This is a genomic window from Mycolicibacterium brisbanense, from assembly GCF_001570425.1.
Classification (GTDB): domain Bacteria; phylum Actinomycetota; class Actinomycetes; order Mycobacteriales; family Mycobacteriaceae; genus Mycobacterium; species Mycobacterium brisbanense.
In genome coordinates, this window is record NZ_BCSX01000044.1 from 58,651 (window position 1) to 80,711 (window position 22,061).

General features: G+C 66.0%; 29 protein-coding genes. 13 read left to right on the forward strand and 16 right to left on the reverse strand.

Going from position 1 to position 22,061, the window contains the following annotated elements; translation table 11 throughout:
- The first annotated feature begins 33 nt into the window (after positions 1 to 33).
- Both RMCB_RS24590 and RMCB_RS24595 read left to right on the forward strand, forming a co-directional pair.
- The gene (locus RMCB_RS24590) at positions 34 to 702 is read left to right on the forward strand and encodes a TetR/AcrR family transcriptional regulator C-terminal domain-containing protein (RefSeq protein ID WP_063979673.1); all 669 of its coding nucleotides are present in this window, start codon (positions 34 to 36) and stop codon (positions 700 to 702) included.
- Positions 703 to 712: 10 nt separating this feature from the next.
- The gene (locus RMCB_RS24595) at positions 713 to 1,528 is read left to right on the forward strand and encodes a crotonase/enoyl-CoA hydratase family protein (protein WP_062830991.1); all 816 of its coding nucleotides are present in this window, start codon (positions 713 to 715) and stop codon (positions 1,526 to 1,528) included.
- On the opposite strand, the gene RMCB_RS24600 is transcribed toward RMCB_RS24595, so the two are convergent.
- Both RMCB_RS24600 and RMCB_RS24605 read right to left on the reverse strand, forming a co-directional pair.
- A complete protein-coding gene (locus RMCB_RS24600; RefSeq protein ID WP_234792226.1) occupies positions 1,515 to 2,441 on the reverse strand; it encodes an NAD-dependent epimerase/dehydratase family protein in 927 nt (308 codons plus the stop codon). The genes RMCB_RS24595 and RMCB_RS24600 overlap by 14 nt on opposite strands.
- Complete coding sequence (locus tag RMCB_RS24605) at positions 2,425 to 2,835, reverse strand: hypothetical protein (protein ID WP_029370900.1); 411 nt, start codon at positions 2,833 to 2,835, stop codon at positions 2,425 to 2,427. The genes RMCB_RS24600 and RMCB_RS24605 overlap by 17 nt, the downstream gene beginning before the upstream one ends.
- Positions 2,836 to 2,882: 47 nt before the next feature.
- On the opposite strand from RMCB_RS24605, the gene pdxR reads away from it, so the two are divergent.
- Positions 2,883 to 4,280: a MocR-like pyridoxine biosynthesis transcription factor PdxR gene (gene pdxR, locus RMCB_RS24610; RefSeq protein ID WP_062830862.1), complete on the forward strand. Its 1,398-nt coding sequence runs from the start codon at positions 2,883 to 2,885 to the stop codon at positions 4,278 to 4,280.
- On the opposite strand, the gene RMCB_RS24615 is transcribed toward pdxR, so the two are convergent.
- Positions 4,269 to 4,691 carry an FHA domain-containing protein gene (locus tag RMCB_RS24615; RefSeq protein ID WP_062830863.1) on the reverse strand — a complete coding sequence of 141 codons (423 nt, stop codon included), beginning with the start codon at positions 4,689 to 4,691 and terminating at the stop codon, positions 4,269 to 4,271. The genes pdxR and RMCB_RS24615 overlap by 12 nt on opposite strands.
- A 66-nt stretch (positions 4,692 to 4,757) precedes the next feature.
- Positions 4,758 to 5,135: an ArsR/SmtB family transcription factor gene (locus RMCB_RS24620; RefSeq protein ID WP_407662141.1), complete on the reverse strand. Its 378-nt coding sequence runs from the start codon at positions 5,133 to 5,135 to the stop codon at positions 4,758 to 4,760.
- A gap of 68 nt (positions 5,136 to 5,203) precedes the next feature.
- On the opposite strand from RMCB_RS24620, the gene RMCB_RS24625 reads away from it, so the two are divergent.
- Positions 5,204 to 5,623, forward strand: a complete 420-nt coding sequence (locus RMCB_RS24625) for a DUF5313 domain-containing protein (protein ID WP_029370896.1) — start codon at positions 5,204 to 5,206, stop codon at positions 5,621 to 5,623.
- Positions 5,624 to 5,634: 11 nt separating this feature from the next.
- Here the strand turns inward: RMCB_RS24625 and RMCB_RS24630 are convergent, their stop codons facing one another.
- The 3 genes from RMCB_RS24630 to RMCB_RS24640 are packed head-to-tail and all read right to left on the reverse strand — an operon-like array spanning position 5,635 to position 7,600.
- Complete coding sequence (locus tag RMCB_RS24630; RefSeq protein ID WP_062830864.1) at positions 5,635 to 5,838, reverse strand: SCO6045 C-terminal-like domain-containing protein; 204 nt, start codon at positions 5,836 to 5,838, stop codon at positions 5,635 to 5,637.
- Positions 5,835 to 6,701 (reverse strand): MbnB/TglH/ChrH family RiPP precursor modification enzyme, encoded by an 867-nt coding sequence (locus tag RMCB_RS24635; RefSeq protein ID WP_062830993.1) that lies wholly within the window; start codon positions 6,699 to 6,701, stop codon positions 5,835 to 5,837. The genes RMCB_RS24630 and RMCB_RS24635 overlap by 4 nt, the downstream gene beginning before the upstream one ends.
- Positions 6,698 to 7,600 carry a TIGR04222 domain-containing membrane protein gene (locus RMCB_RS24640; protein WP_062830865.1) on the reverse strand — a complete coding sequence of 301 codons (903 nt, stop codon included), beginning with the start codon at positions 7,598 to 7,600 and terminating at the stop codon, positions 6,698 to 6,700. The genes RMCB_RS24635 and RMCB_RS24640 overlap by 4 nt, the downstream gene beginning before the upstream one ends.
- Positions 7,601 to 7,893: 293 nt before the next feature.
- Between RMCB_RS24640 and RMCB_RS24645 the strand changes: the two genes are divergently transcribed.
- Complete coding sequence (locus RMCB_RS24645) at positions 7,894 to 8,664, forward strand: helix-turn-helix domain-containing protein (RefSeq protein WP_063979666.1); 771 nt, start codon at positions 7,894 to 7,896, stop codon at positions 8,662 to 8,664.
- Between the two features lie 21 nt (positions 8,665 to 8,685).
- Here the strand turns inward: RMCB_RS24645 and RMCB_RS24650 are convergent, their stop codons facing one another.
- From RMCB_RS24650 to RMCB_RS24660, 3 genes are all read right to left on the reverse strand, one after another.
- Positions 8,686 to 9,087 (reverse strand): VOC family protein, encoded by a 402-nt coding sequence (locus RMCB_RS24650; RefSeq protein WP_062830866.1) that lies wholly within the window; start codon positions 9,085 to 9,087, stop codon positions 8,686 to 8,688.
- Between the two features lie 112 nt (positions 9,088 to 9,199).
- The gene (locus RMCB_RS24655) at positions 9,200 to 9,721 is read right to left on the reverse strand and encodes a hypothetical protein (RefSeq protein ID WP_131805571.1); all 522 of its coding nucleotides are present in this window, start codon (positions 9,719 to 9,721) and stop codon (positions 9,200 to 9,202) included.
- Between the two features lie 93 nt (positions 9,722 to 9,814).
- Positions 9,815 to 10,600, reverse strand: a complete 786-nt coding sequence (locus RMCB_RS24660) for an alpha/beta hydrolase (protein WP_062830868.1) — start codon at positions 10,598 to 10,600, stop codon at positions 9,815 to 9,817.
- Between the two features lie 134 nt (positions 10,601 to 10,734).
- Here RMCB_RS24660 and RMCB_RS24665 point away from each other — a divergent pair, with 134 nt between their 5' ends.
- Both RMCB_RS24665 and RMCB_RS24670 read left to right on the forward strand, forming a co-directional pair.
- Positions 10,735 to 11,202, forward strand: coding sequence for a hypothetical protein (locus tag RMCB_RS24665; protein ID WP_234792227.1), 468 nt, complete (start codon positions 10,735 to 10,737; stop codon positions 11,200 to 11,202).
- Positions 11,203 to 11,318: 116 nt separating this feature from the next.
- The gene (locus tag RMCB_RS24670) at positions 11,319 to 11,750 is read left to right on the forward strand and encodes a hypothetical protein (RefSeq protein WP_062830869.1); all 432 of its coding nucleotides are present in this window, start codon (positions 11,319 to 11,321) and stop codon (positions 11,748 to 11,750) included.
- Positions 11,751 to 11,882: 132 nt separating this feature from the next.
- Here RMCB_RS24670 and RMCB_RS24675 read toward each other — a convergent pair whose 3' ends face one another.
- Complete coding sequence (locus RMCB_RS24675) at positions 11,883 to 12,200, reverse strand: hypothetical protein (RefSeq protein WP_029370888.1); 318 nt, start codon at positions 12,198 to 12,200, stop codon at positions 11,883 to 11,885.
- 366 nt (positions 12,201 to 12,566) lie between these two features.
- Here RMCB_RS24675 and RMCB_RS24680 point away from each other — a divergent pair, with 366 nt between their 5' ends.
- Complete coding sequence (locus RMCB_RS24680; protein ID WP_062830870.1) at positions 12,567 to 13,607, forward strand: GGDEF domain-containing protein; 1,041 nt, start codon at positions 12,567 to 12,569, stop codon at positions 13,605 to 13,607.
- 89 nt (positions 13,608 to 13,696) lie between these two features.
- Positions 13,697 to 14,068 (forward strand): YidH family protein, encoded by a 372-nt coding sequence (locus RMCB_RS24685; protein ID WP_131805572.1) that lies wholly within the window; start codon positions 13,697 to 13,699, stop codon positions 14,066 to 14,068.
- Between the two features lie 56 nt (positions 14,069 to 14,124).
- Here RMCB_RS24685 and RMCB_RS24690 read toward each other — a convergent pair whose 3' ends face one another.
- Positions 14,125 to 14,454: a hypothetical protein gene (locus RMCB_RS24690; RefSeq protein WP_062830871.1), complete on the reverse strand. Its 330-nt coding sequence runs from the start codon at positions 14,452 to 14,454 to the stop codon at positions 14,125 to 14,127.
- 235 nt (positions 14,455 to 14,689) lie between these two features.
- Between RMCB_RS24690 and RMCB_RS24695 the strand changes: the two genes are divergently transcribed.
- Complete coding sequence (locus RMCB_RS24695) at positions 14,690 to 15,451, forward strand: MerR family transcriptional regulator (RefSeq protein ID WP_062830996.1); 762 nt, start codon at positions 14,690 to 14,692, stop codon at positions 15,449 to 15,451.
- 60 nt (positions 15,452 to 15,511) lie between these two features.
- On the opposite strand, the gene RMCB_RS24700 is transcribed toward RMCB_RS24695, so the two are convergent.
- Positions 15,512 to 15,979 (reverse strand): SRPBCC domain-containing protein, encoded by a 468-nt coding sequence (locus RMCB_RS24700; protein ID WP_072278542.1) that lies wholly within the window; start codon positions 15,977 to 15,979, stop codon positions 15,512 to 15,514.
- Positions 15,980 to 16,791: 812 nt separating this feature from the next.
- On the opposite strand from RMCB_RS24700, the gene RMCB_RS24710 reads away from it, so the two are divergent.
- On the forward strand, positions 16,792 to 17,574 hold the full coding sequence (locus RMCB_RS24710; RefSeq protein ID WP_131805573.1) for a hypothetical protein: 783 nt from the start codon (positions 16,792 to 16,794) through the stop codon (positions 17,572 to 17,574).
- A gap of 309 nt (positions 17,575 to 17,883) precedes the next feature.
- Here the strand turns inward: RMCB_RS24710 and RMCB_RS24715 are convergent, their stop codons facing one another.
- The 3 genes from RMCB_RS24715 to RMCB_RS24725 all read right to left on the reverse strand — a co-directional run bounded on the left by RMCB_RS24715 (position 17,884) and on the right by RMCB_RS24725 (position 20,147).
- Entirely contained in the window at positions 17,884 to 18,795 is a 912-nt protein-coding gene (locus RMCB_RS24715) for a hypothetical protein (protein WP_062830874.1), read from the reverse strand.
- Between the two features lie 53 nt (positions 18,796 to 18,848).
- The gene (locus tag RMCB_RS24720) at positions 18,849 to 19,211 is read right to left on the reverse strand and encodes a hypothetical protein (RefSeq protein WP_062830998.1); all 363 of its coding nucleotides are present in this window, start codon (positions 19,209 to 19,211) and stop codon (positions 18,849 to 18,851) included.
- Between the two features lie 96 nt (positions 19,212 to 19,307).
- Entirely contained in the window at positions 19,308 to 20,147 is an 840-nt protein-coding gene (locus tag RMCB_RS24725) for a sugar phosphate nucleotidyltransferase (RefSeq protein ID WP_062830875.1), read from the reverse strand.
- Positions 20,148 to 20,364: 217 nt separating this feature from the next.
- Here RMCB_RS24725 and RMCB_RS24730 point away from each other — a divergent pair, with 217 nt between their 5' ends.
- Both RMCB_RS24730 and RMCB_RS24735 read left to right on the forward strand, forming a co-directional pair.
- On the forward strand, positions 20,365 to 21,165 hold the full coding sequence (locus tag RMCB_RS24730) for an Abi family protein (RefSeq protein ID WP_234792228.1): 801 nt from the start codon (positions 20,365 to 20,367) through the stop codon (positions 21,163 to 21,165).
- Positions 21,166 to 21,316: 151 nt separating this feature from the next.
- The gene (locus RMCB_RS24735) at positions 21,317 to 21,940 is read left to right on the forward strand and encodes a hypothetical protein (RefSeq protein WP_234792229.1); all 624 of its coding nucleotides are present in this window, start codon (positions 21,317 to 21,319) and stop codon (positions 21,938 to 21,940) included.
- Positions 21,941 to 22,061: the final 121 nt, after the last annotated feature.

A 22,061-nucleotide genomic window follows, 5' to 3' on the forward strand; every position in this document is an offset into this window, starting at 1 on the left:
CACCGCCGCCGCAATCTTCAGGACGGAGCCGCCATGGCTGCTCGAACCACTCTCCGTGGTCCGCTCAGCCGTGACGAAATCATCACGGCTGCACTAGATCTCGCTGAGAGCGAGGGCTTGGAGAAACTGTCGCTGCACCGAATCGCCGCGGCCGTGGGAGTCAAGACGACGTCGCTGTACCACCATGTCGCCGACAAGGCCGATGTGCTGGACGCTATGGCCGACCGGGTTTTGAGCTCGGTCGTGATACCCGATGTCGATTCCATGGACTGGCCCGACGCTGTGCGCGCGACGTCGTACGCGTTCCGCACCGCTGCCATGCGGTACCCGAGCAGCGCGCCGCTGCTGCTGGTGCGCAGCCCCGACCGCCCCGCCCTGCTGCCGATCGTCGACCTGGCGCTGCGAGCGCTGCGGCGGGCCGGCCTCGAGCGCTCGCTGGCCGTGCACGTTATGCGGGCACACATCGCATTTCTGGTCGGTTCCTTGCTGCGTGAAAGTGGCATCACGGCCAACGGATCCGCGGCGACGGTGATCTCCGGTCCGCACGCCGACCTGCTGTCCGTCGGTTTGCCCGCCGTCGCGGAGTCGGCGGACGAACTGGCATCGTGCGATCACGACGCCGAGTTCGAGTTCGGTCTCGATCTGCTGGTGTCGTCCGTGCGCCAGCGGCTGAATGCACGACCCGACCGACCGGTTGGGTAGTGTCACGTGCATGGCTGACACCTACGAGTCCGTTTCGGTCGACGTCAAGGACCACGTCGCCCAGGTCACCCTGCTGGGGCCCGGTAAGGGCAACGCGATGGGGCCGGCGTTCTGGGCGGAGCTGCCGGAGGTGTTCGGCACGCTCGACACCGACCCGGAAGTCCGCGCCATCGTGCTCACCGGCTCCGGCAAGAACTTCAGCTACGGGCTGGATCTGCCCGCCATGGGAGCCACTCTGCCCGGCCTCGACGCGGGCGCCAAGGCGCGCGCCGACTTCCACAAGAAGCTGCAGGCCATGCAGGCCGCGATCACTGCCGTGGCCGACAGCCGGACCCCGACCGTGGCCTCCATCCACGGCTGGTGCATCGGCGGCGGTGTCGACCTGATCAGCGCCGCCGACATCCGCTACGCCAGCGCCGACGCGAAGTTCTCGGTGCGCGAGACCAAGCTGGCCATCGTCGCGGACGTGGGCAGCCTGGCCCGCCTCCCGCTCATCCTGTCCGACGGGCACCTGCGGGAACTGGTGCTGACGGGCAAAGACATCGATGCCGCCCGCGCCGAGAAGATCGGCCTGGTCAACGACGTCTACCCCGACGCCGACGCCTCTCTCGCGGCCGCACATGCCACCGCCGCCGAGATCGCGGCCAATCCGCCGCTGACCGTCGCCGGCGTCAAGGACGTGCTCGATCAGCAGCGCATCGCGCGGGTGTCGGAGAGTCTGCGCTACGTGGCGGCGTGGAACTCGGCGTTCCTGCCGTCGAAGGACCTGGCCGAGGCGGTCACCGCGATGTTCCAGAAGCGCCCGCCGCAATTCACCGGCGAATAGGCGTCCACCCCAGCTCGGCCTTGGCTTTCGCGTTGGAAACCGGCAGCCAGGTCGTACCGAACGCGGTCGCCGGGTACGGCGCGAGCAGCCCGACGAGCCGATGCGATATCGGCCAGGGCCGCAGCCGGTGCAGCCGCGCGTTGAGCTCACGGACATAGTCGCCGAACGACTGCGGCCGGTCGTCGACGATGTTGTAGAGCTCGCCGCCGCGTCCCCGCTCCAGGGCGTCGGCGGTGGCCTTGGCAACGTCGTCGATGTGCACCCATGACAGCATCCCGGTTCCGGTTATCGCGGGCAGTGCCCACCAGCGGGCCAGCCTGCGAAACAGATCGTCGTGGGTGACGCCGGGACCGTAGAAAACGCCGTAGCGCAACACGATTCCCTGGGTGTCACTGTGCTCGCCCGATCCCATGACGGCGCGTTCCATGCCGCGCAATGCGGCGAGCATCTCCGCTCCCCCGCGCGGCGGCGGACCCGGATACGGGTCGGTTTCATCCATCAGGGCGGGGCCGGTCGCGCCGTAGCCGTAACCGAAGATCACCGATTCGGCGACCACCCGCGGCACCCCGGCCTGCTGGGCCGCAGCGAGCAGATTGCCTGCACCGCGGCTCCACAGGCGCTTGGCCGGCTCGAAGTCCTTGATCCGGATCGGCCCGAGCTTGGGCAGCGTGGTCAGCAGGCTCACCACCGCGTCGGGCGTGAATTCCTTGACCACCGAGGCGATCTGGGCACCGTCGAGAACATCGGCGATCACCGGTTTGGCACCGCGGGCAGAGATCTGCTCTGCCTTGGCCGCCGAACGGGTCACGCCGATCACCTCGTGCCCGCGCTCGGCGAGTTCACGCAGCAACGGAATGCCCGGCACACTGGTCGCACCGGCCACCAGGACCCGCATCTCACTGCCTCCTGTCATCGGACATGCTGGCGCGCAACGCCATTGCCAGCATCACGGTGGTGACCACCAAACCCGCCGCCTCCAGCCAGCCGACCCACGTGCCCGCCGCGTGGTGGGGGTCGATCAGATGGCTCAGCGCATGAAGGGCCCAGTGCGCGGTCGCGAAGGCCAACGTCGGCACCCGCCACGTCGGCCGGCGCAGGGCGCCCAGCATGAGCAGGCCGAGCGGCAGCTCGAACGAGGCGTTGTCGAATATGTAGTGGTCGTTTCGGACTCCGAAGGCTCCCAATGTGTCGAAGAACGCACCCGGCGCCGCGAGCATGAACAGGCCTAGCAGCACCGAATAGGTCCCGAACACCGCCAGGACCACCACGGCGTACCGCGAACGGGTGCGAACCGCTGTACTGACCATGCCAAATACGCTAACCCCGTAGTGGTCTCAGCGTAGGCTCCACTTCCATGACAGTTTCGGGTACCACTTCCGGACCCGAACTGCTTGTCGTCCTCGACCGCTCCAGCCGCGAACCGCTGCACCGTCAACTCGCCGACGGACTGCGCGCGGCCATCCGCACCGGGCGCCTGGCCCCGGGTGCCCGGATGCCGTCGACCCGGGTACTGGCCGTCGATCTGGGAGTGTCCCGGCGGCTGGTGGTCGATGCCTACGGCCAGCTCACCGCCGAGGGCTTCCTGCACAGCACCCAGGGCGCGGGCACCCGCGTCGCCGACCTGACATCGGTGTCGGGGGCACCCGATACGTCCGCCGAGTCAAAGCACCGTTACGACGTCGACTTCGCGCCTGGCGCACCGGATCTGGCGAGCTTCCCGCGCCAGGCGTGGCTGCGTGCGCTGCGTCAAGGGCTGGCAGGCATCGAGTCCAGCGCATTCGGTTACGTGCATCCGCACGGGCTGCCTGCGGCCCGCACCGCGATTGCCGACTACCTGCGCCGTACCCGCGGTGTCGTCGCCGATCCGCGGCGAATCGTGCTGTGCTCCGGGGCAACCCAGGCCATCGCACTGCTGGCCCAATGCACCGAAGGCGCGGTGGCCATGGAGGATCCCGGATTCTGGCTGCACCGAACGGTGCTTCGCCGCAACGGGATCGATCCGATAGCCATCCGCGTCGACGAACAGGGCCTCGACGTCGACGCGCTGGCCGACAGCCGGGCCGACATCGTCCTGACCACGCCGGCTCACCAATCCCCGACGGGCGTCGTGCTGTCCGCCGCACGGCGCACCGCACTGCTGGAATGGGTGCGCGGCGGAGGCCTGGTCATCGAAGACGACTACGACGCCGAATACCGCTACGACCGAGCCCCTGTCGGCGCGTTCCAGGGCGTGGCGCCCGACCGCGTGGTGTACCTGGGATCGACGAGCAAAACCCTCGCGCCTGGTCTGAGAATCGGCTGGATGGTGCTACCGGAATCGCTCCTCGCGCCCATCCGTACCGCGAAAAGCCTTGCTGACACCGGAAGTTCGGTCATGGACCAGATCGCGTTCGCCAGGTTTCTGACGTCCGGTGACTACGATCGGCATCTGCGGCAGATGCGCCGGCGCTACCTGGCGCGGCGCAACACCATGATGCTGGCGCTCGCCGAGTACCTGCCGCAGGCCACCGTGCTCGGCGCGGCCGCCGGAGTGCATCTGACCGTCCGATTCCCTGCAGATTTTCCGATCGACGCGTTGATCCAGCAGACCACGGCGATGCGGATCCGAGTCGAGGCGCTGGGACCCTGCTATGCCGACCCCGCGACGGCTCGGCCGGGGCTCATTCTCGGTTACGCCAACCAGCCTGAATCACAGATCATCACGGGCGTGCAAGCGCTGAGCCAAGCCGTCTCTGCCGTGTCAGGGCAGTAGGCGGTAGGTGAAGGTGAGGCGGAACTTGCCGATCTGGATCTGGTCGCCGCTCGACAGCGGCTGAGACTGCACCCGAACGCGATTGACGAACGTGCCGTTGAGGCTTTCGGTGTCGACGATCCAGTATTCGTCGTCGAGCCAACGGAATTCGGCATGATGCCGGCTCACGGTGATGTCATCGAGGAAGACGTCGCTGTTGGGATGGCGACCGGCAGCGGTGACCGGCTGGGTCAGGACGAACTGAGCGCCGACGATCGGCCCGCGGGTGACGGCCAGAACACCGGAGCCGAGGAACGCTCCCTCGGCCGCCGGCGCCCTGTACGGGCCGGGTTCGGCGGCGGGCTCGGAAAGAGCGTGGTGCACCGCGGTGGCGTCGTCATCCGGCTTCCGTGACGGGTCGGCTTGGCTCATGTCGGATTCCTCGTGTCGGTGGGTATGTGGAGGTTCCCCGGGTTTCGGGGATGGCGGGCCCGGCTCCTATCGGGGCGTACCGATAGGCGGTAGTATAGGAGAAAGGGCGAGGCGATCGCGTTGGGCGGCAAGGGTATCAGCGAGAAACGTCCGGGCGATGAGCAGCAGTTCGGCGATCTTGGGGTGGGCAAGCGCGTAGAACACGGCGTTGCCTGCGCGGTGTCCCCTGACGACATGGTGACGCTTGAGCACCGAGAGGTGCTGGGAGAGCAGGGTCGGTTCGAGATCGGTGGCGGCCAGTATTTCACTGACGGGCGTGGGGCCCTCACTCGTGGACAGGATCTCCAGTACACGGATCCGCGCCGGGTGCGCCAAGGCCTTGAAGAGATTGGCCTTGATCTCGTACAGCGGCCGGTCGGGACCGTCAAGGATACTGTCCACCACCGCTACCCTCCGTTATTGATGAATTGAGAAAACTCGCAATCCATCATACCGAGCGATACCCTTCAGCAATGCCCACCGGTCACACCCCGCGTACGAAACCGGGCCCACTCCAGTATGTCGCGTACTGCTACGGCAGACGACTACCTGATTCGATGCGCGACTGGGTCGCCAACGACTTGGCAGGGCCCGGTGCGACCGTCCGAATGATGATCCGGGTGGCGATCCCCGCGATCCTGGTCTTGGCGCCGATCTGGTTCATCCCGATGTCGCTGTACCTGCACGCGAGCATGACGCTGCCGATCTTCATCCCGTTCGTGTACTTCTCTCACGCGCTGAACAAGGTCTGGCGGCGCCACATGCTCGCCAAGCACGGCCTGAACCCAGGCCTCGTCGACGAGCTCTCCCGGAAGAAGAACGCCCACATCCACCGGGCTTACGAAGAGCGGTACGGGCCGCGCACCGGCCCCACCAGCAGCCACGACGTCTGACCACCACGCCATCAGCGGCGCCGCAGTCTCCACAGCCGAGCCCACCACCCCGACCTCCGGCTGACGGACCCCGCGTGCGCATCGCGTTTGTGCCGGCACACTGCGCCTGCCGCGGCCACCGCCTGCGGATCGAATCCCTGCGGCACCGGGCCGCCGGCCACCAGTGCTCGCACCAGCGCTTCTTGCCGCTGCGCCAAGTTGCCCGGGCCGGTCATACCCACACCTCACGTGCGGAGGCGGTGATCGACGCGGTGCCGGACGCCGCCGCGATCGCGTCGAGCTCGTCGAACAGCTCGGCGGCAGGCGGGTACCGGCCGTCACGTTCGAGCATGAACGGGGTGTCCACCCGCTGCCGCAGCGCCGTCACCAGGTCCAACACCTCCTGCGGAGTCCGGGCGGTGTGGGTGTCGTGGTAGAAGTCGCCGTCGTCATGCCCGCCCGCGACGTGGCTGTAGGCCACTTGCGCGACCGGCAGCCGCGCGAGTTCCCGCTGCGGGTCGCGCCCCCGGTTGCGGGCATTGGCATAGACATTTGCCACGTCGAGCACCAGCAGCACCCCGGTGCGTTCCACCAGTTCGCAGAGGAACTCCGATTCGGTGAGGTCCGATTCGGGCCACTCCACGAAGGCCGCGATGTTCTCCACCGCCAACGGCACGGGCAGCTCGTGCCTGGTGCGCTCGATGTTCGCGGCCAACGCATCCAGCGCCTCGCGGGTCCGCGGTACCGGCAACAGATGCCCCGCCTCGATGCCTCCGGCGCGGACGAACGCGATGTGTTCGCTGACCACCGGAGCGTTGAGCGCCTCGGCGCACGCCGCCAGGTGCTGAATTCGTTTGCGCTGCACGGGTTCAGCACCACCGAGGGACAGCGCCACCCCGTGCGGCACCACGGGCACACCCGCGCGGGCCAACTCGGTCAGAGCCGAGTGCGGCCGCGCACGGCCGCGGCGAACGGGCACGGACTCCGCGATCACCTCGCAGAATCCCGGCCGCAGATCGCCGATCACTCCGGCGATCTCACGCCGCCACCCGATACCAACGTCGCCCAGCGCGGGCACGTTGCGGCACGCGACGCTCATCCGCCGCACCCTCCACCACAGCCGCCACCGCATCCGCTTCCGCAGCCGCCGCCACCGTCACTCCCACACGACGTGCCGCAACCGCCTCCGTCGGAGCCGCCCCCTGCGGACGAGTCACCCGACAGTTGCACCGCGCTCGAGTAGTCGGCGTCGACCAGCCACAGTGCGCCGGTGCCGAACAGGGCCGCTGACAGTGCCACCGCGGCCGGACCGTACGTGCCGAACGCCGGGCGCTGCGCCGGCCGCAGGTACGCCAGCCGCTGTTGCTCCCCGGCGAGCAAACGGCGACCCGCACCGGTGAGACGATCCACCCTGAGCAGGAAAGGCAGCACCGCTGCCGCGTACACCACCGTCGCGGTCAGCAGCACCGCGAACGACGTAGCAGCATCGGACAATTCGGACAGTCGCGTCGCCAGGTACCCGCACGCGCCGAGTCCCATCGCCAACACCGCGACTGCGGGGCCCGCACCCCAGCGGATCCGGCGGCGTTCGGCTCGACTCCGCATCAGCCCGCGCCGGCTCAGTCGTTCCTCGAGGGCAGCCAGATCATCCTGGGCTTCGGCGAACAGGCTGGGCACAGTGTGCTTCGGATCGCCGGCCACCCGCTGCAGCACCTGCACGGTGAAGTGGTCGGTTTCCGGGCCGGGCGGCGCGGAATGGTCCACCCGTCCCCGCTCGGTGATCCGCCCGCCCGCGCGCAGACCCGCCAGCGCGGCCACCACCGGGGCGACTGCCGAGCGCAGGAAGGCCAGCTCCGTCGGGCTGATCGGCTGGGTCACCGCGGGTCGCCGCGGCGTCACCAGGATCCGCCACAGCACCCCGTAGACCGTGGCCACGGCGAGCGCAGCCACATATCCGACGGTCGGTCCGGTCACCTGGTCCGAGTACCTCTCGATCACGCCGCCTCCTGTGTGTCTGAGTCAGTACATCTTGACCGGGTCGCCCTTGCTACCGGTCCCAACTTTTCGCAGAGACTTCGCCATATGTATTCGCCTGGACGCAGCCAAGATTGGTGCGCAAACCCCGACGCAGCCAGGCACGGTGCTCGACAGTGACGTTAATATAACGGAGTGTTTGCTCAACATCCGTGCGGCAGGCCAGTGTGACGAGCCGGTCCGACACCGGCGATCGACATACATCGGCCGGAAACACCATTGAAGGCCAACCACTTCGGGATGTCAGTTTTCCGGGTATGACGATCGGCTTCGTCACTCAGCAGTTCGAGAAAATCGTCGAATGGTCGTTTTCTGCGACGCAACCCATGGTGCTGGTCTGGCGGCGCGGTGGCGCGTCGTCCAAAGAGGTCGACTTCGAACAGGGCCCCGCGGGGCGCATCACCCCACGGACGAGCAATGTGTGGGTCATACCCGCCGACCAGCGGTCAGCTGCCGAGGCACGGAATGTGGCCTGCGAATTCGCGCAACTGACGCTCTCGCCAACCATCCTCGGCGACAGCGATTTACGGTCGGCGGCCGACGAGCAGGACCCGTTGTTATATCACCTGATAGAGAGGATCGCCCACGTCGCCGAACGCGGCGACGTTCTGGCTCGATTGTTGAGAGATACGCTGGCCCAAGGGCTTTCACTGCATATCCGTGATCACTACGGGCAGTTGCCATCCACTCCACCACGAGCGCGGTTCCTTGACTCCGACGAGCAACGGCGGCTCATCGAATTCCTGCACGACAGCCTGGACACCGACATCGACATTCCCACTCTCGCAGGGCTTGTCGGCATGACCGTGCATGGCTTCCGGCGCGCCTTCATCCGCAGCTTCGGCGTGACGCCGTACCGATACGTACTCGACCAACGTGTCCAGCGAGCCAAGACACTGCTGGCAACCACGACTCTGCCCATCACCGAGGTCAGCCTTGCTCTCGGGTTCGCCACCCCCAGCCACTTCACCACGATGTTCAAGCAACGTGTCGGTGTCACCCCAACGGTCTACCGGCGCAACACCTGAGGCCGTCGTACCAAAAGGCACCTACCCCGCGGCGGCAGTCGGGTCCGCCCAAAAGATCTGCCACGCATGACCGTCTGGGTCGCTGTAGCTGCGGCCGTACATGAAATCGAGATCTTCGGTGTCTCCCGCGGTACCGCCGGCGGCGATGGCGCGGTCCACCAAAGCGTCCACGGCCTCACGGCTCTCGACGCCCAGGCAGACGACGCACTCCTTGATCTTCGAGGCATCCGCGGTCTCCAACGGGTGCAGGGCGTCGAATGCGTCGCGCTGCAGCAGCATCGCGAATCGGTTCTCACCGAGCACCACCGTCACAGCCGTCTCGCCGCTGAACTCCTCGTTGAACGTGTACCCGAGCTCGCTGAAGAACTTCCGCGACCGCTCGATGTCGGCGACGGGCAGGTTCACGAACATCACAGTGTGCATCGGCAGGCTCCCTGCGGTCCGCGGCAGCCGCGGTCGGCTGCCGTCACATGGTCGGACCAGGTACGCCGCCGAAACTCATCGCAACCCAGAGCATTACCTCGCCGTGGGTGGATCAGAAGGACCAGCTGCCCGATGGCTGCAGGACGAAACCGTGCACACCGTTGGTGCAGGCGGTCACGCCGCCTGCGAGCACCCCGCACACGCTCGGCCCGTAAGTCACCTTCTGCCCGGGACTCAGGACGGGATTGGTCGCCGGCCCCCGGCACGCGTCCCTGCCGCGCTGCATCCGCGCGAGGTCGGGCTCGCCGCTGACATAGTCCACCTCGCAGGGGCCAGTCTCGTATCCCACGCTCACCGGCACGCCCGTCATCCCCGGCAGCACTCCCCCGCAGGACACCATCGTCGCGCCACCGCTGCACGCGTAGCCGTCGGCGGTGAACACGAAGCCGTCCACCGTCGATGGGTCATGCGGCGCGCGCAGCTGATGGCTGGACGTGACGTCGGTCAGTCCACTCAGGTCAGGGAAACCAGACGGGTCCGCTGCAGCGATAGGGGCGCCGGCGACGGCAAACCCGGCGGCAACCACCACATGGAGGACAGCGCAGATGACGGCCCGGAAGGTCATAGCCGTCACAGCCTACTCGCGGTAATCATCGTTTTGGTTGCGGCTCAGGTCATCTGGGTCAACGTCATCTCACACCGAGATTTCTACCGTCCAACGGCAGCACTACAACGCGCCGAACACGTTGTGGGCGGCCATCCAATCATCGATATGAGCCATTGTCGTCGGCAATACCTCTCCGGAGAATACGAGATGGTCGCAACCTGGAATCTCGACATATGTGCCGTTCCGATACCGGGCCGCAGTCTGACGCCCGAGCCGAGCGGGCACTATACGGTCGGCCCCGGCACCGATAACCAGTACCGGACCCGTGATTGCGGTGAAGTCCACCTTGGCCGACTTCGCCCTGTCCAGCCACGGAAGTGCCAGCTCGAAAAACAACATGCGCCCGGATTCGCAAACCAACCCGTCGAACACCTCGCGGGCGGTGTCGGCAGTGTGGGCGTGGGCAATGCCCTGTCGAAACTGTTCCCAGGACGGCGGATACACCGGCTTTGACCACGGCCGGGGTTGCAACGCATGCGGGAGAGAGATTCTGGCCGTGGTGCGGTTCAGCCCTGACGGCCCTACCGCAGGTGGGCATGCCGCGATCAGGCCGGCGTGTGAGGTGCGCGCAGCGACCAGTTGAGCGATGAGACCGCCCTGGGAGTGTCCGACCAGAAGCGGCGGCGAACTCAAGTCTGCGACCAGTGCCACAAGGTCGTCGGTGTAGTCGCGAATGCTCAGGGACGCGATCTTGCCGGCACCTTCGTGCAACGGCAGCTCGTGGTGGCGCAAGGTGGGGCTGTGCACGACGTATCCGCGGTCTTCGAATGCCGCCCGGGCGGCGGCCAATTGGTCACCACGGCTCCATGAGCCGTGGATGAGTACCACGTGCTCGCCGGCGGACATGCACATCAGCGTGGCACCGATCGGCTCAGATGTCCTTGGTATCCGTCGCTCTGGTGGCGGAAATCGTTGCGGCATACCGCGTAGCCGTTTGCTGCATCTGCGAGTTCTGCTGGGCGGTGGATAGACTCCGCCGCGTGCGTGTTGCCAGAGTCGTGGGCCATGTCAGCTGGTGGGTGTTCGTCGTCGCCCGACTGATGTCGGACTGGGGACTCGCGACGGGCGGGATGCCTAGGCGCTACGCCGACTACGGCTGGAGCGCTTACGAACCGCTCACTGATCGGCCACCGTCGGGCATCAGCGAGCACTTCTTCAACACGAACGTCATCGCGACCGTCGCGGTGGCCGCTCTGGCGGCGACCGTCATCGCAGCGGTGGTCGAGGCGATTCTCTGTCGGCGATGGCTCCTGGGCGCCGGGACCGTTCTGGCCCCGGTCACCGGGGCGGCGATCATCCTGACCGCGCTGTACGAACGAGCGGGATACCTCGGCGGTGGCCAACTCCACCTACCGCTGCTCACGGTGTTCATGCTGGTGCTGCTCGGTGTCGCCGTACGCGAGGTGTGGAGTCGGGGCGTCGTACCGCGGTGGTTCCGGCCCACCTGAAGGCCGTTTCTCGAAAGGCTGTGATTTTTCTGGAAGCGAGCCGGACTTTCGCTGGATACGGTTCAGGCTCTTTGCTCGGGCATCTGTTCCGGGCCACGAGGCTGAGGAGAGATCGCATGCTGAAGAGATTGGCCGCTGCGGTCGCGGTCCTCGTAGGCTCGCTGGTCGCCCCGGCCGTTGCCGACGCTGACGAGATCCTGACCGTGGGACCGAATGGGGTCACCTACATCAGGACCGAGTCGGGTCACACGTTGTGCGGCGTCGAGGGCGATCACGTGAACTGCACGGTGCAGTTCGTCAATCCGCCGACGACCCGCACGGGCGACGCCGCGAACTCGCTGACGCTCAACCAGAACGGCACCTTCACCTACCTCGCCGCCGATCTCGGAGTGATCGACCCGCCGCACCTCATCCGCTACGACCAGACCTACACCGTGAATGGCTGGGCGGTGGAAGCGTTCAACGACGGAACCCGATTCACCAGCAACCGGACCAACGAAGGCTTCTGGGTCAGCGTCACCGAGGTCGACGCGCTCGGACAGATGTGACCGCAGGGATCGGTGTCCGTCAGGCGGTTGGGCCCGGAATGCGGACGACTCCGCGACCTTCGGTGCGGTCGATGCGCCAGATCGAGTCGATTTCGAGGTGTGGATCGGGCGCCTCAACACCCGCAGCCGGCCCTAGGGGCACATGAATTGCCAGGGCTGACACACGAATGTGCCTTCCGGCAGTCCCCCTTCGACCACGTGCGCTTCCGGACCATTGACCACCTGATACCAGTCGTGGCAGACACTCTGATCCCACGTGTTCGCGAGATCGCGGATCAGGTACTCCACCGGCTGCCCTGGGCACCAGGTGCCGTGACAGCTGGGATTGCAGATTGCCTGCGCCGTGCCGAGTCCAGGCCCCAAGGTCGCCAGACCGACGGCTGCGACCGCGCCGAATGCGGTTGCCGCAGCGGCAGCGAAGGTTCGCCTCAGAGGGCGGAAGATCGTCATCGTGCTACCTCTCATGCGGGTTCGGGTCTTCATCGCCACTCGATCCAGCTGTGAATCGTCTGAGCGAACGCTGTCACCGGGCAGGCCTCTCCGACAGTGTGTGTGGCGGATCGGTGACAGCGCATGAGGTATTTGCCGCATTTTGGCGACCGGGAGGGCCCACCAGCTGCACTTCGCGCTGACGCAACGGTGCCGACGCCTCATCACGGCAACAGCACGAGAATGTGCCAAATCGCCCCCAAGAGACACACCGCAGCCGCTTTCATGGCAGCTTGTTCCAGTACAAGCGGCATGGCGAAGACGGAGAATTGCTTGAGTAGGGCCGAGTTCAAGTTTGCTACGGACGCTCTGCGTGACGGCCGGTTCATGAGCGCCTTCAGTACGGTGACGGCGCTGAGCTGTTTCGCGCTGGCGGGGTTGGGCATCGTCGTCCAGTTCAATCCGGCAGGGCCGACCGGTGTGGTGTCCCGATCGGTGCAGGCCGCGGCGGTGATCTCGGGTGCCGTGATCGGGTGCCGGTGGTTGCGGCGGCCCTGGCCGCAGTACGAGGCCGCGGTCGCCTTCGTGGTGTGGGCCGACGTCACCGCGGCCGCCGTCGCAGCGACCATGTCCACCACCGAGGCGCGTCTGTGCACCACCGTGTACCTCGGGATGACAGGAATCTTCGTCGGATTCCTCCTCGGGGCGCGACTGCTGGCCGTGCACTGCGCCTTCGGCGCCATGGTTATCGCCGGCATCACTGGCTGGGCAGTCCTGCGACAGGACGTCAGCCTGTGGGGTCTGTTCACGATCTACATGCCGGCACTGATGTGGGTGGTGCTGCTCCCGCTGACCGGTTGCGTCCTCATCGAGAGCGGCCGCCGCGCGGTCGCCCAGGTCGCGCGGTCCGCCCACCGCGATCAGTTGACCGGGCTGCTCAACCGTCGCGGCCTCCACGCGGCCGTGCGTCGAGTCGTATCGAGCAGGACGCCGCCGACGAACCTGGTGGTGGCGGTGTGCGACATCGACCGGTTCAAGCGGCTCAACGACGACGAGGGCCACGCGGCCGGCGACGTGGCGCTGATTGCGATGGCGCAACGACTGCGGTCCATCGTCCGCCCAGGGGAGATCGCCGCGCGGCTCGGTGGTGACGAACTGGTTCTGGTGACGATGATCGACGACCCCGCCATGTCGGAACTGCTGGATCGACTAGAGGTACTCACCCGTATCGACGTCGGCGACCGGAAACTGTCCGTGAGCGTCGGTGTCGCGTCGATGGCCGCGACGGAACCGCACTTCTCGCTGGACAACGTGATCCGTCACGCCGATGCCGCCATGTACGGGGTGAAGCGGTCCGGCGGCGGGGCGTGCGCAGTGCACCGCCGGGAGACCGACGGCACCGTTCAGGGTTTCCACGCCGGCGCATAGCCCCGCACCGGTACGACGAATCACCCTGACCGACAGTATCTTTCACGCGAAAGCATGCACATCCGCCCATCCTCGTCGAACATTGTTCCGTGGCTGACCAACCAATGGACACATCGACCCGGCTCGCGGTGGAACGCACCCGCCTGGCACTTGAACGCACCACCATGGCGTGGATCCGCACCAGCACGTCACTGATCGCGTTCGGCTTCACCATCTTCAAGTTCTTCCAATACCAGGCCGAGCAGAATCACCGCACCGTGGTCAGCCCGTGGATCGTGGGCATGGTGATGATCGGCATCGGGCTGACCGCGCTGATACTGGCCTGGTTTCAGCACCGCCAGGAAGTCGCGGCGCTGCGCGCGCAAGACCGCAACCTGCCGTACTCCCTGGCCGGGATCATGGCCGGCCTGATCGCGATGCTGGGCGTCCTGGCCTTCGTCACCGTCGCCTGGCGGCTGTAGCGGCCATCGCACGCACCTGAACCGCTTGAGCGCCAAGGTGTTCCACGGCCACCTGGTCAGTCCCACGGTTCCCGGCGGAGCCACCACGGAGCAGAGGCCCAGGCGTCGCGCTCCACGGTGACCGCGCGGAAGCGGCCATCGAGGCGCTGCACCTCAACCCGGAGCTTGTGGGCGTGCTTGCCGCGACGTCGGATCAGGGCCTCGAGCCGGTCACGGGAGTCATCCCAGATCTGCCCGTCGCAGCAGGGGCAGCCGATGGGGCCGCGGTAGACGTAGCCACCGGACCGGTGGAGGCGTTCGGCTCTCTCGACTTCCAGCCGCCACAGCGCGAGGTACCGCAGAGCTGCGCCGTCTTTCCGAGGACGGCGGGGACGATGCCGGTTCACCGGCGTGGAAGGGGTTGCCCCTTCGTTTCGATGCGTGTCATGCGCGGCGCCGTGACGTGGCGCGGTCGGTGAGACGGGACACGAACCCGGTCAGCCTACCGCCGCAAGGACTTCCGTCGATAGCCCGCCTTGACAAGTTCGATAGCCCCCGGTTTTCGAATAAGTTCGAGAGTGCAGCCTTGACCCTCACGCGACGTGAGGCGCCAGTCTGATCGATGTGACGCAGGAGCAGCAGGTGGACGAACTGACGGTGGGCGAAGTCGCGGAGCGATTCGGCATCACGGTCCGGACGCTTCACCACTACGACCAGATCGGGTTGTTGACACCCAGCCGCCGTGCTGCCTCGGGCTATCGGGTGTACACGGCGGCGGACCTCACGCGCTTGTCCCAGATCATCGTCTACCGCCGGCTCGAGCTGTCTCTCGACGAGATCGCGAACCTGCTCGACGAGGGCAACGAGGTCAGCCACCTGCTTCGCCAGCGCGAACGCGTCATGTCCCGGCTCGATGAGATGAAGAACCTCGTCGAGGCAATCGATCAGGCATTGGAGAAAGCGATGACCAACACCCCCATGACCGACGACGACATGCGCGAACTCTTCGGCGACGGCTTCGACGACTACCAGGCTGAGGCCGAGCAGAAGTGGGGCGACACTCCGGAGTGGAAAGAGTCGCAGCGCCGAGCAAAGTCCTACGGCAAGGACGAGTGGATTCAGATCAAGGCCGAGGGGGAAGCCGTGGAGAAAGCCTTGGCCGATGCCTTCCGTGCCGGGCTACCACCCGACTCCGAAGAGGCGATGAATGCGGCGGAGCAACACCGGGTTCAGGTAAATCGCTGGTTCTACGACTGCCCGCCGGCCCTCCATCGCAAGCTGGGCGACATGTACGTGAGCGACCCCAGGTACGTCGCCACCTACGACGAATCAGTCGGGCTGCCAGGCCTGGCGGCCTACTGCCGCCAGGCGATCCACGCGAACGCGGACCGAACGGGCCACTGATGTGATCGCGGGGTGGCGACGTGATGTTTGGTTGATTCGAGCCGCGCAACGCAGCACGGCTCAGAACCCGCGCGACACGTACCCGCGGAGATGCTCAAGCGACGACCGCAGCCCCTCCAGGTGGTCGGCCTCGCCGATGCCGGGCGGCACGTCCGAGGCGGTCACCGTGACGCGGGTGCCGTCGCCGTCGGGCTGTGTCGTCCACGTCATTGTCATCGTTCCGGCGAAGCGGGCGTCTTCCGAGTCGAAGTCGACCTGCCACACCAGCCGCGCGTCAGGGTCCACCTCTGAAATCCGCGCCTCGACCACGTCAGCGTCGGCACCTGACTTCGGATCGGCCCCGGCCGGGTCCTGGTACGTGAGCACGATCCGGAACTGCCCGCCCGGACCGGGCACGAAGTCGGTGAGTGTTCCCGCCATGCCGTCCGGCGGCAGCCACGCGGCGAGGGCGTCAGGGTCGACCAGCGCAGCGAAGACCATGCCGGGTATCGCCGGGATGTGGATAGAGGCCGTGTCGGTTCGGGTCACCAGGTCCTCCTCTGAGTGAAGCGCAGCCATCGCACGCCGCGCTCCTCGGCGGCCTCCAAGTCTTCCCGGTCTGGGGTGCGGTCGGCCAGCAGACGGATGCCGGCGTACTTGACATGGGTTCACCTCCGCCGCCGCGGTGACGTGCCGTTCGGTCAGCCCATGCGGGCGTCGAACCAGGCGATGAACCTCTCGGAGAAGGCACATGCCCCTGCTGCGGGCACGCAGATCTGCCCTCTCCCTCCGCCACACAGTCGCCGATGCGGCGCCACCGGAATGCACAGCGGCGCACCGGATTCCACTCCCGAACGCCCGCGCTCACCGCCCTCGAGCTCACGGTAGGTCCGAATCGATTCCAGCCCAACGAGTTTCGACCTCAAGCTGCTCGACGAAACCCTCGGTCTGCTCAAGGCCGCCCCGTACGCGGTCCGGAGCTGTCCGAGTTGGCGGAGCCGGAACGCTGACCGCGTGATGATGCGTATGGCCAGCCGCCACCTCGGGAAGCATGAGCAGGTAACAGCACCTCACGACAACCATTCTGAAATCCAAGAGGCGCTGTAGAAACCGGCTGCCCCAGGATCCGAAATCCTTCCCTGACCGGTGGGAGCAGTTGACTCCCGAGGAAAGGTGTGGCTCTACTCCCAAGACGACTTCATCGGCAATCACGACGGTATGCCGTTCGTGGACCGGAACATGTTCAAACACAAGGCATCTCGGAGACCGAAACCCGCCGCACAGGCCGAAGTCGACCGATTGCGCGCCGCGCACCGGGACTGGGCAGCCGGCAACACACCCACCAACAAGGGAAAGGGCAAATGGAAGCAGTGGAAGCGGCGTGGGACAACTCGATGAAATGCCACGTTCGTCCCTGGGACGGGTCGAGACCTCACACGGCTGGAGTTCAGCCGGATAAGTCCAAGACCATGTACGAAGAGCAACGGTGTCTCACTGCCGGAGTAACAACCAACGTGGAGATGGACGATGAACTTGAAGTCAGTACGGCGGTCCGTTCTCCACGGCGGCAAGGGCTCATCTGGCAATCCACGGATCTGGGATCGTTCTACAATGCACCTGTGTCGGGCTATACCCACGTCGTCGAATACAACGGTGGTACGAGCATTGCCGAAATCGGGCATGCCGACGTCCGACGCTTCGCTCGGCCATTGCACGCCTTCAACTGCTCGGACCGGTTTGCCCTGACGCTATGGGCCCTCCCAGACGGCATGGACTACGAGAAAGCGCGAGCTACCGGTCACGACGCGTTGGCATACCTCCAAGCGGGCGGCAGCGCCGATACGTTGACCCTGGACATTCGGAAAGACGGCGGTTCGGAGTGGGGAGCCGACTGGGTGCGCTACGTGGTGGGTCACCCGCCTGCCGAGGAACGTCCGCGTCTTGTTGTGCCAATCCCTTTGCCGCGTGGCGCCGAGATGGTGGCCCAGAATGAGTTGTTTGGCGCTGATGAGGCTGCCGACTTGTTCTACAGCTACTTCAAAACCGGTGATATTCCTGGTGAATACAGTCTTCGGCCCGTCGAGGGGTATACGAAAGACGGCGGGTTGATCGACCTGCGAGATGAGGTTTCGAGGTCTGTCTAGCTGAATGCTTCTAGGCCACTGGGGATTTGGTTGAGTGGCCGCTCATCGGGGGTATTCGTCAGGCACACCGTCACCCATGACCGGAAGGTCAGGATCGCCAGCCATGTGTCCGGGCGGATACACCGACATCGGACCCATCGGCTCCGGCGCACCAACCAGTGGTGGCACCGTGCTGTCGAAAATCCGCTGAGTACGGGTTAAGTCGGCGCCGCCGGACTTGACCTCGAGACCAACGAACTGTCCCGGCTTACCGGTTGGGTCAAGCGCGTCATAAAACCCAGCCTTCCCTCGGGCAGCCATGGCCGACTGTCAGTCGTCGCGCAAGGGGATGGCCTCCGTCAACTCCCCGGACAGCCGCCACCGGGCCTGGTGGCCGTCAGCAACCGAACCCCCGGTGCTCAGAGTGATATGGGCCGCGACGCAGAAGTCATCAGCAGGATTCCACTGCACTCCGGTCCTACCGAACGGCGACAAAAGTCGCCTTCCCCCGAGGGCGGCCCACCGTCGATCGAGAAGCTGATCCGGTAGCGTCTCGCTCGATCCGAGCCCTGCCTCCTCGAGCCGCTGGGCTTCGACGTGTCCGTCGGAGCCCTCGTGGCTGTGATAGGCGCTGATGATGCCGTCCAGCGTCGGCTTGACGATGTAGACCAACGAGTTCGCCGGCCTGGTCTCACTCGTGTCCGTTACATGGAGGTTCAGGAGGAATTGCGATGGCGCACCGGCTGTCTCGACGGGTGGCGCCGCGAAATCCCGGATCGCCTTCCACACCGCCGCAGGCTTGTCGTCGACGGAGCCCACCGGGACGCCGTTGAACGCGGCCAGCTGCCTTCCCGGTCTCCAGAACTCGAACGCGTTGTCGCGTGCCTCGCGGTAGCGCTGGTAGTGCAGGGCCGCACCTTCGGTCAGCCCACTCGCCGGCGGTGGCAATGGCATCTCGTAGCCGCGTTCGAAGGTCACCGAGCGTGCCATCAGCGGCCGGAGCGCGCCGCTGCCCACGTTGTAGAGCAACACGTTCTCGGTGTCGACGAACGCGCCGTCGTCGGCTGCGCTGTACACGGCGTGAAGGCGCCCACCCGATCTGGGAGCTGAGTCCCGCAGCGCTCGACATAGGTCGTTACGCATATCGAGCACCCAGTCGCGCGGTTGATACGGCAAGCGGACCGGTGACCACAGTTCGACGACGTCGGGTGCGGCTCGCAACACGTAGGGGGCTGGCGGCATGTGGGGAGCTTGCCACGGACCGGTGACACGGTCGGTCTGCTCGTGGAGCGGCCCTACTGACCGTAGGTGTAGCGCAGGTTCGCGTGGATCAGCGTGTTGATGCGCCTACGCATGTGGCCGGTCATGCTCTCGCCGGGCGCCGGCTCGTCGACCGTCAGCGTCCACCGCAGGTCGGTGCCACCGCCCGCGCCGCCCCGCGCTCGCTCGAAGATGATCAGCGTGTCAGCCCGACGCGGCCACAGCGAGGACCACACCACCCGACCCGGTTCCTCGGACTCCAGCACCTCGGGTGCCACCTCGTCATCGAGCAGGTTCAGCCACGGACGGATACCGGCGCTCCGCGGCGACACCAAGTCGCCGAACACCACGCGCGGCGGTGCGGGGAGGTTCCGCTGCCGGGAGCCGATCTCGGGCATGCACCGGAGCATGGCACGGCGAGGTGGCGGAGGCGAGGGAGTTTCGAGGTCACCCACCGCAAATCCGCTGTCTTCGTGGTTTCAGAGAAGCTGGTTTCAGAGAAGCCCTCGTATAGCCACGAAGTTGTTCGCGGCCAGCAGACCTTGACGGTCGCCGATATCGAAGTACTGACCGTCAGTCACATGCACGACGGGCGGCAGGCCAACGTCCACCAGCCGCAGTAGTGCGTCGGTGATCCGGCGCTCTCCACTGTGCGGGTCGACTGGCAACTCGCGCACGAGATCTATAACCGCCGATGGAAGAACGTAGCGACTGATGTTGACGAGGGGATCGTAGGTGAGATCGGACGGCGAGACCTTCTCCCGAACCTCGGTCAATACCAACCGATCGTCCCGTTGCGACACTTCGACGACTCCGTACCGTCCCGCCTCAGGTCGATCACATGCCCGGGCGACGACGCCGCTGCCGCCAACCTCTACCTTTTCGGCGAGATTGTGCAGCGTCGATGTGGACGCGGCATCGATGAGGACGTCGTCGCCGGAGATGTAGTAGAACGACTCGTCGCCGACGAAATCCTCCACCAGGAGCAGGGGGACCGCCGTTCCGTAGTCATCGACATCAAGGCGCTGATGGAAGAACTCGAAGTCGATTCCCCGGCCGATGTCGTTGAGCACCTCTCCCTTCGACTGCCAGGAGTGCCGTGCCAGCAGCGATTCCAGGTTCGGATCTGGGGTGTAGTAGTCCTGCACCTGTGATGATCCGGCCCGTACAACGACTGCGATCTGGTCGACACCCGCAGTCCGGCACTCGTCGATGATCAAGTCGATGGCCGGCCGCGAACCGATGGGGAGCATCGCCTTGTCGATCGTCTTGGTGATCGGGAACATCCGAGTACCCAGCCCCGCGGCTGCGATGACGGCCTTGTGAACCTTCATGGCCAGAACACTAGGGAACCAGTCACGCCGACCGCGGGACGCAGCTCCGGGTGAGACGAGAGATCGACATGGCAGTGGAGGCTGGGGGTACCTGTCAGGAGCGTCACCTGTCCAAACCTTGACGGCCTGTCGGGCGCATCGGCTCCATTGGTATCAATCGACCCCCTCCCAAGCCTCTCAACGATGCTTAAATGGGAGGGGCCTTTTCCTATCTGGGGTGCCTGTGAAGCCGAGCCTGTCGTGGGGCGAGCAAGTCGCTCTTCTGGTCGGGCGCGGTGTTGTCGTCGGTGACGAGGGTGCGTGCGCTGCGTTCCTCGCCGCGCACAACTACTACCGGTTCTCTGGGTACATGCGGTACTTCCAGACGGCGCCGCACCTGGGTGACAACACGTTCCGGCCAGACACCCCCTTCGACGAGATCCGTGAGATCTACGACGCCGACGAAGCGCTTCGGGCGGCAGTCGCCCGGCAGCTCGCCCGGGCCGAGATCCTGCTCCGCACCCACACCGCGCATGTCATCGCCAACGAGCACGGGCCCAGCGGCCGGTACCTCAAGGTGGACTTCTACACCGATGCCGCCAACGCGGAACCCACCGTCGAGTCGTACTTGAAGGACATCGAGCGCAGCAGCGAACGACACATTCTGCGCTACACGGCAGGTGATCGCGGAGTGCCAACTTTCACAGACCTACCCGTCTGGTCGGCAGTCGAGGCGTTCTCGTTCGGCACGTTGTCCAAGTGCATCGAGCGCGGCGGGCAGGGGACGCTAGCGGATGCGGTCGCGACCAGTCGGCGTCGCCAAGGCCGGTTTCCCGTACCGAGTTCGAGCGCTGGTGTACCTCCGCAACCGCTGCGCGCACCACAACCGGTTGTGGAACCACTCCGTCATCGACGGCGGCCCGACGCCAAACAACGTGCGCGTGAAGGCCAAGAGACTCGCCGGACAGTTCGCGCCGAGATCCGTGCTCGACGTCATCGCTTCACTCGACGACATCGTCGTCCGAGGGAAGGCGGCTGACTCCGTGTTGCCGAAATTGCTTGAGCAGCACGACCGGAACTCCGCGTTCTGGAAGGGGCTGGGCCACCCTGTCAACCCGCGCGACCGCGGGGCGTAGTCCCCGACCGCGAACTCAGTGTTGTCCCGCGCCTCTGGCCGTAGTCTCCTCCCTGTGAGAACCCAGGATGTGAAAGATGCCGGCGACGAGGGCGATTCCGCTGGCGCCACCGCTTTCCTGACACTCGGCCACGTGCTGGAAGCGATCGGCGCCCAGCACGACCCGCCCATCGGCCTGCGCGACATCCGCGTGATACGGCACGCCTTCAACACCGGCCAAGAGTCGAGTCTGCGCGGGCCGGAGGAGACCGAGGACAAGGTCCGCGAATACACACGGTTCCAAGGCACCGCACCCCGACAGTTCCCTGCCGAACCTGAGCGGTACTGGGTGGTCCTGGTCGCCGACGGCAAGCGACGGTCCCGGTTGTGGGGAGTGTTCGAGAACCACGGCGAGATCACCGCCGAGCGCACGGCGGAGAACCGCTTCTTCGATCTGCGCCGCAGCGACATCCTGGAGCCGCTCGTCAACCGACTCGTCGTGGAGTGGGACACTCCGCGGGTCTGGCACCGCCGCGCCGCCAGCACAGCGGCCATGCCCGTCCTCGAGATCGCCGACCGCGATCACGTGCCGTTCCCGACCACGCCCGGCATTTTAGATTCAGCATTCTGCGGGTGTTCGGCCCCAGCACATCTCCTTCGGAAGTGGATGACGCCGAGTCCCACTACAAGCGAGCGCTGATGACTCGCGAGTTCGGCCTCAACCGAAACTGAGATAGTCCGCAGCGGCGCTGAATCGCCCGTCCACTTGGGGTGTACCCCAACGCGTGGCGCACTCGTTCCTGTCAGTGCGTACACCTAGA

Excerpts from the sequence above, each read along its gene's own strand:
- RMCB_RS24590 (WP_063979673.1), top strand. The coding sequence starts at position 34 with ATGGCTGCTCGAACCACTCTCCGTGGTCCGCTCAGCCGTGACGAAATC.
- RMCB_RS24595 (WP_062830991.1), top strand. The coding sequence starts at position 713 with ATGGCTGACACCTACGAGTCCGTTTCGGTCGACGTCAAGGACCACGTC.
- RMCB_RS24600 (WP_234792226.1), bottom strand. The coding sequence starts at position 2,441 with ATGACAGGAGGCAGTGAGATGCGGGTCCTGGTGGCCGGTGCGACCAGT.
- RMCB_RS24605 (WP_029370900.1), bottom strand. The coding sequence starts at position 2,835 with ATGGTCAGTACAGCGGTTCGCACCCGTTCGCGGTACGCCGTGGTGGTC.
- pdxR (WP_062830862.1), top strand. The coding sequence starts at position 2,883 with ATGACAGTTTCGGGTACCACTTCCGGACCCGAACTGCTTGTCGTCCTC.
- RMCB_RS24615 (WP_062830863.1), bottom strand. The coding sequence starts at position 4,691 with ATGAGCCAAGCCGACCCGTCACGGAAGCCGGATGACGACGCCACCGCG.
- RMCB_RS24625 (WP_029370896.1), top strand. The coding sequence starts at position 5,204 with ATGCCCACCGGTCACACCCCGCGTACGAAACCGGGCCCACTCCAGTAT.
- RMCB_RS24630 (WP_062830864.1), bottom strand. The coding sequence starts at position 5,838 with ATGACCGGCCCGGGCAACTTGGCGCAGCGGCAAGAAGCGCTGGTGCGA.
- RMCB_RS24635 (WP_062830993.1), bottom strand. The coding sequence starts at position 6,701 with ATGAGCGTCGCGTGCCGCAACGTGCCCGCGCTGGGCGACGTTGGTATC.
- RMCB_RS24645 (WP_063979666.1), top strand. The coding sequence starts at position 7,894 with ATGACGATCGGCTTCGTCACTCAGCAGTTCGAGAAAATCGTCGAATGG.
- RMCB_RS24650 (WP_062830866.1), bottom strand. The coding sequence starts at position 9,087 with ATGCACACTGTGATGTTCGTGAACCTGCCCGTCGCCGACATCGAGCGG.
- RMCB_RS24660 (WP_062830868.1), bottom strand. The coding sequence starts at position 10,600 with ATGTCCGCCGGCGAGCACGTGGTACTCATCCACGGCTCATGGAGCCGT.
- RMCB_RS24670 (WP_062830869.1), top strand. The coding sequence starts at position 11,319 with ATGCTGAAGAGATTGGCCGCTGCGGTCGCGGTCCTCGTAGGCTCGCTG.
- RMCB_RS24675 (WP_029370888.1), bottom strand. The coding sequence starts at position 12,200 with ATGACGATCTTCCGCCCTCTGAGGCGAACCTTCGCTGCCGCTGCGGCA.
- RMCB_RS24680 (WP_062830870.1), top strand. The coding sequence starts at position 12,567 with ATGAGCGCCTTCAGTACGGTGACGGCGCTGAGCTGTTTCGCGCTGGCG.
- RMCB_RS24710 (WP_131805573.1), top strand. The coding sequence starts at position 16,792 with ATGGAAGCAGTGGAAGCGGCGTGGGACAACTCGATGAAATGCCACGTT.
- RMCB_RS24715 (WP_062830874.1), bottom strand. The coding sequence starts at position 18,795 with ATGCCGCCAGCCCCCTACGTGTTGCGAGCCGCACCCGACGTCGTCGAA.
- RMCB_RS24720 (WP_062830998.1), bottom strand. The coding sequence starts at position 19,211 with ATGCCCGAGATCGGCTCCCGGCAGCGGAACCTCCCCGCACCGCCGCGC.
- RMCB_RS24725 (WP_062830875.1), bottom strand. The coding sequence starts at position 20,147 with ATGAAGGTTCACAAGGCCGTCATCGCAGCCGCGGGGCTGGGTACTCGG.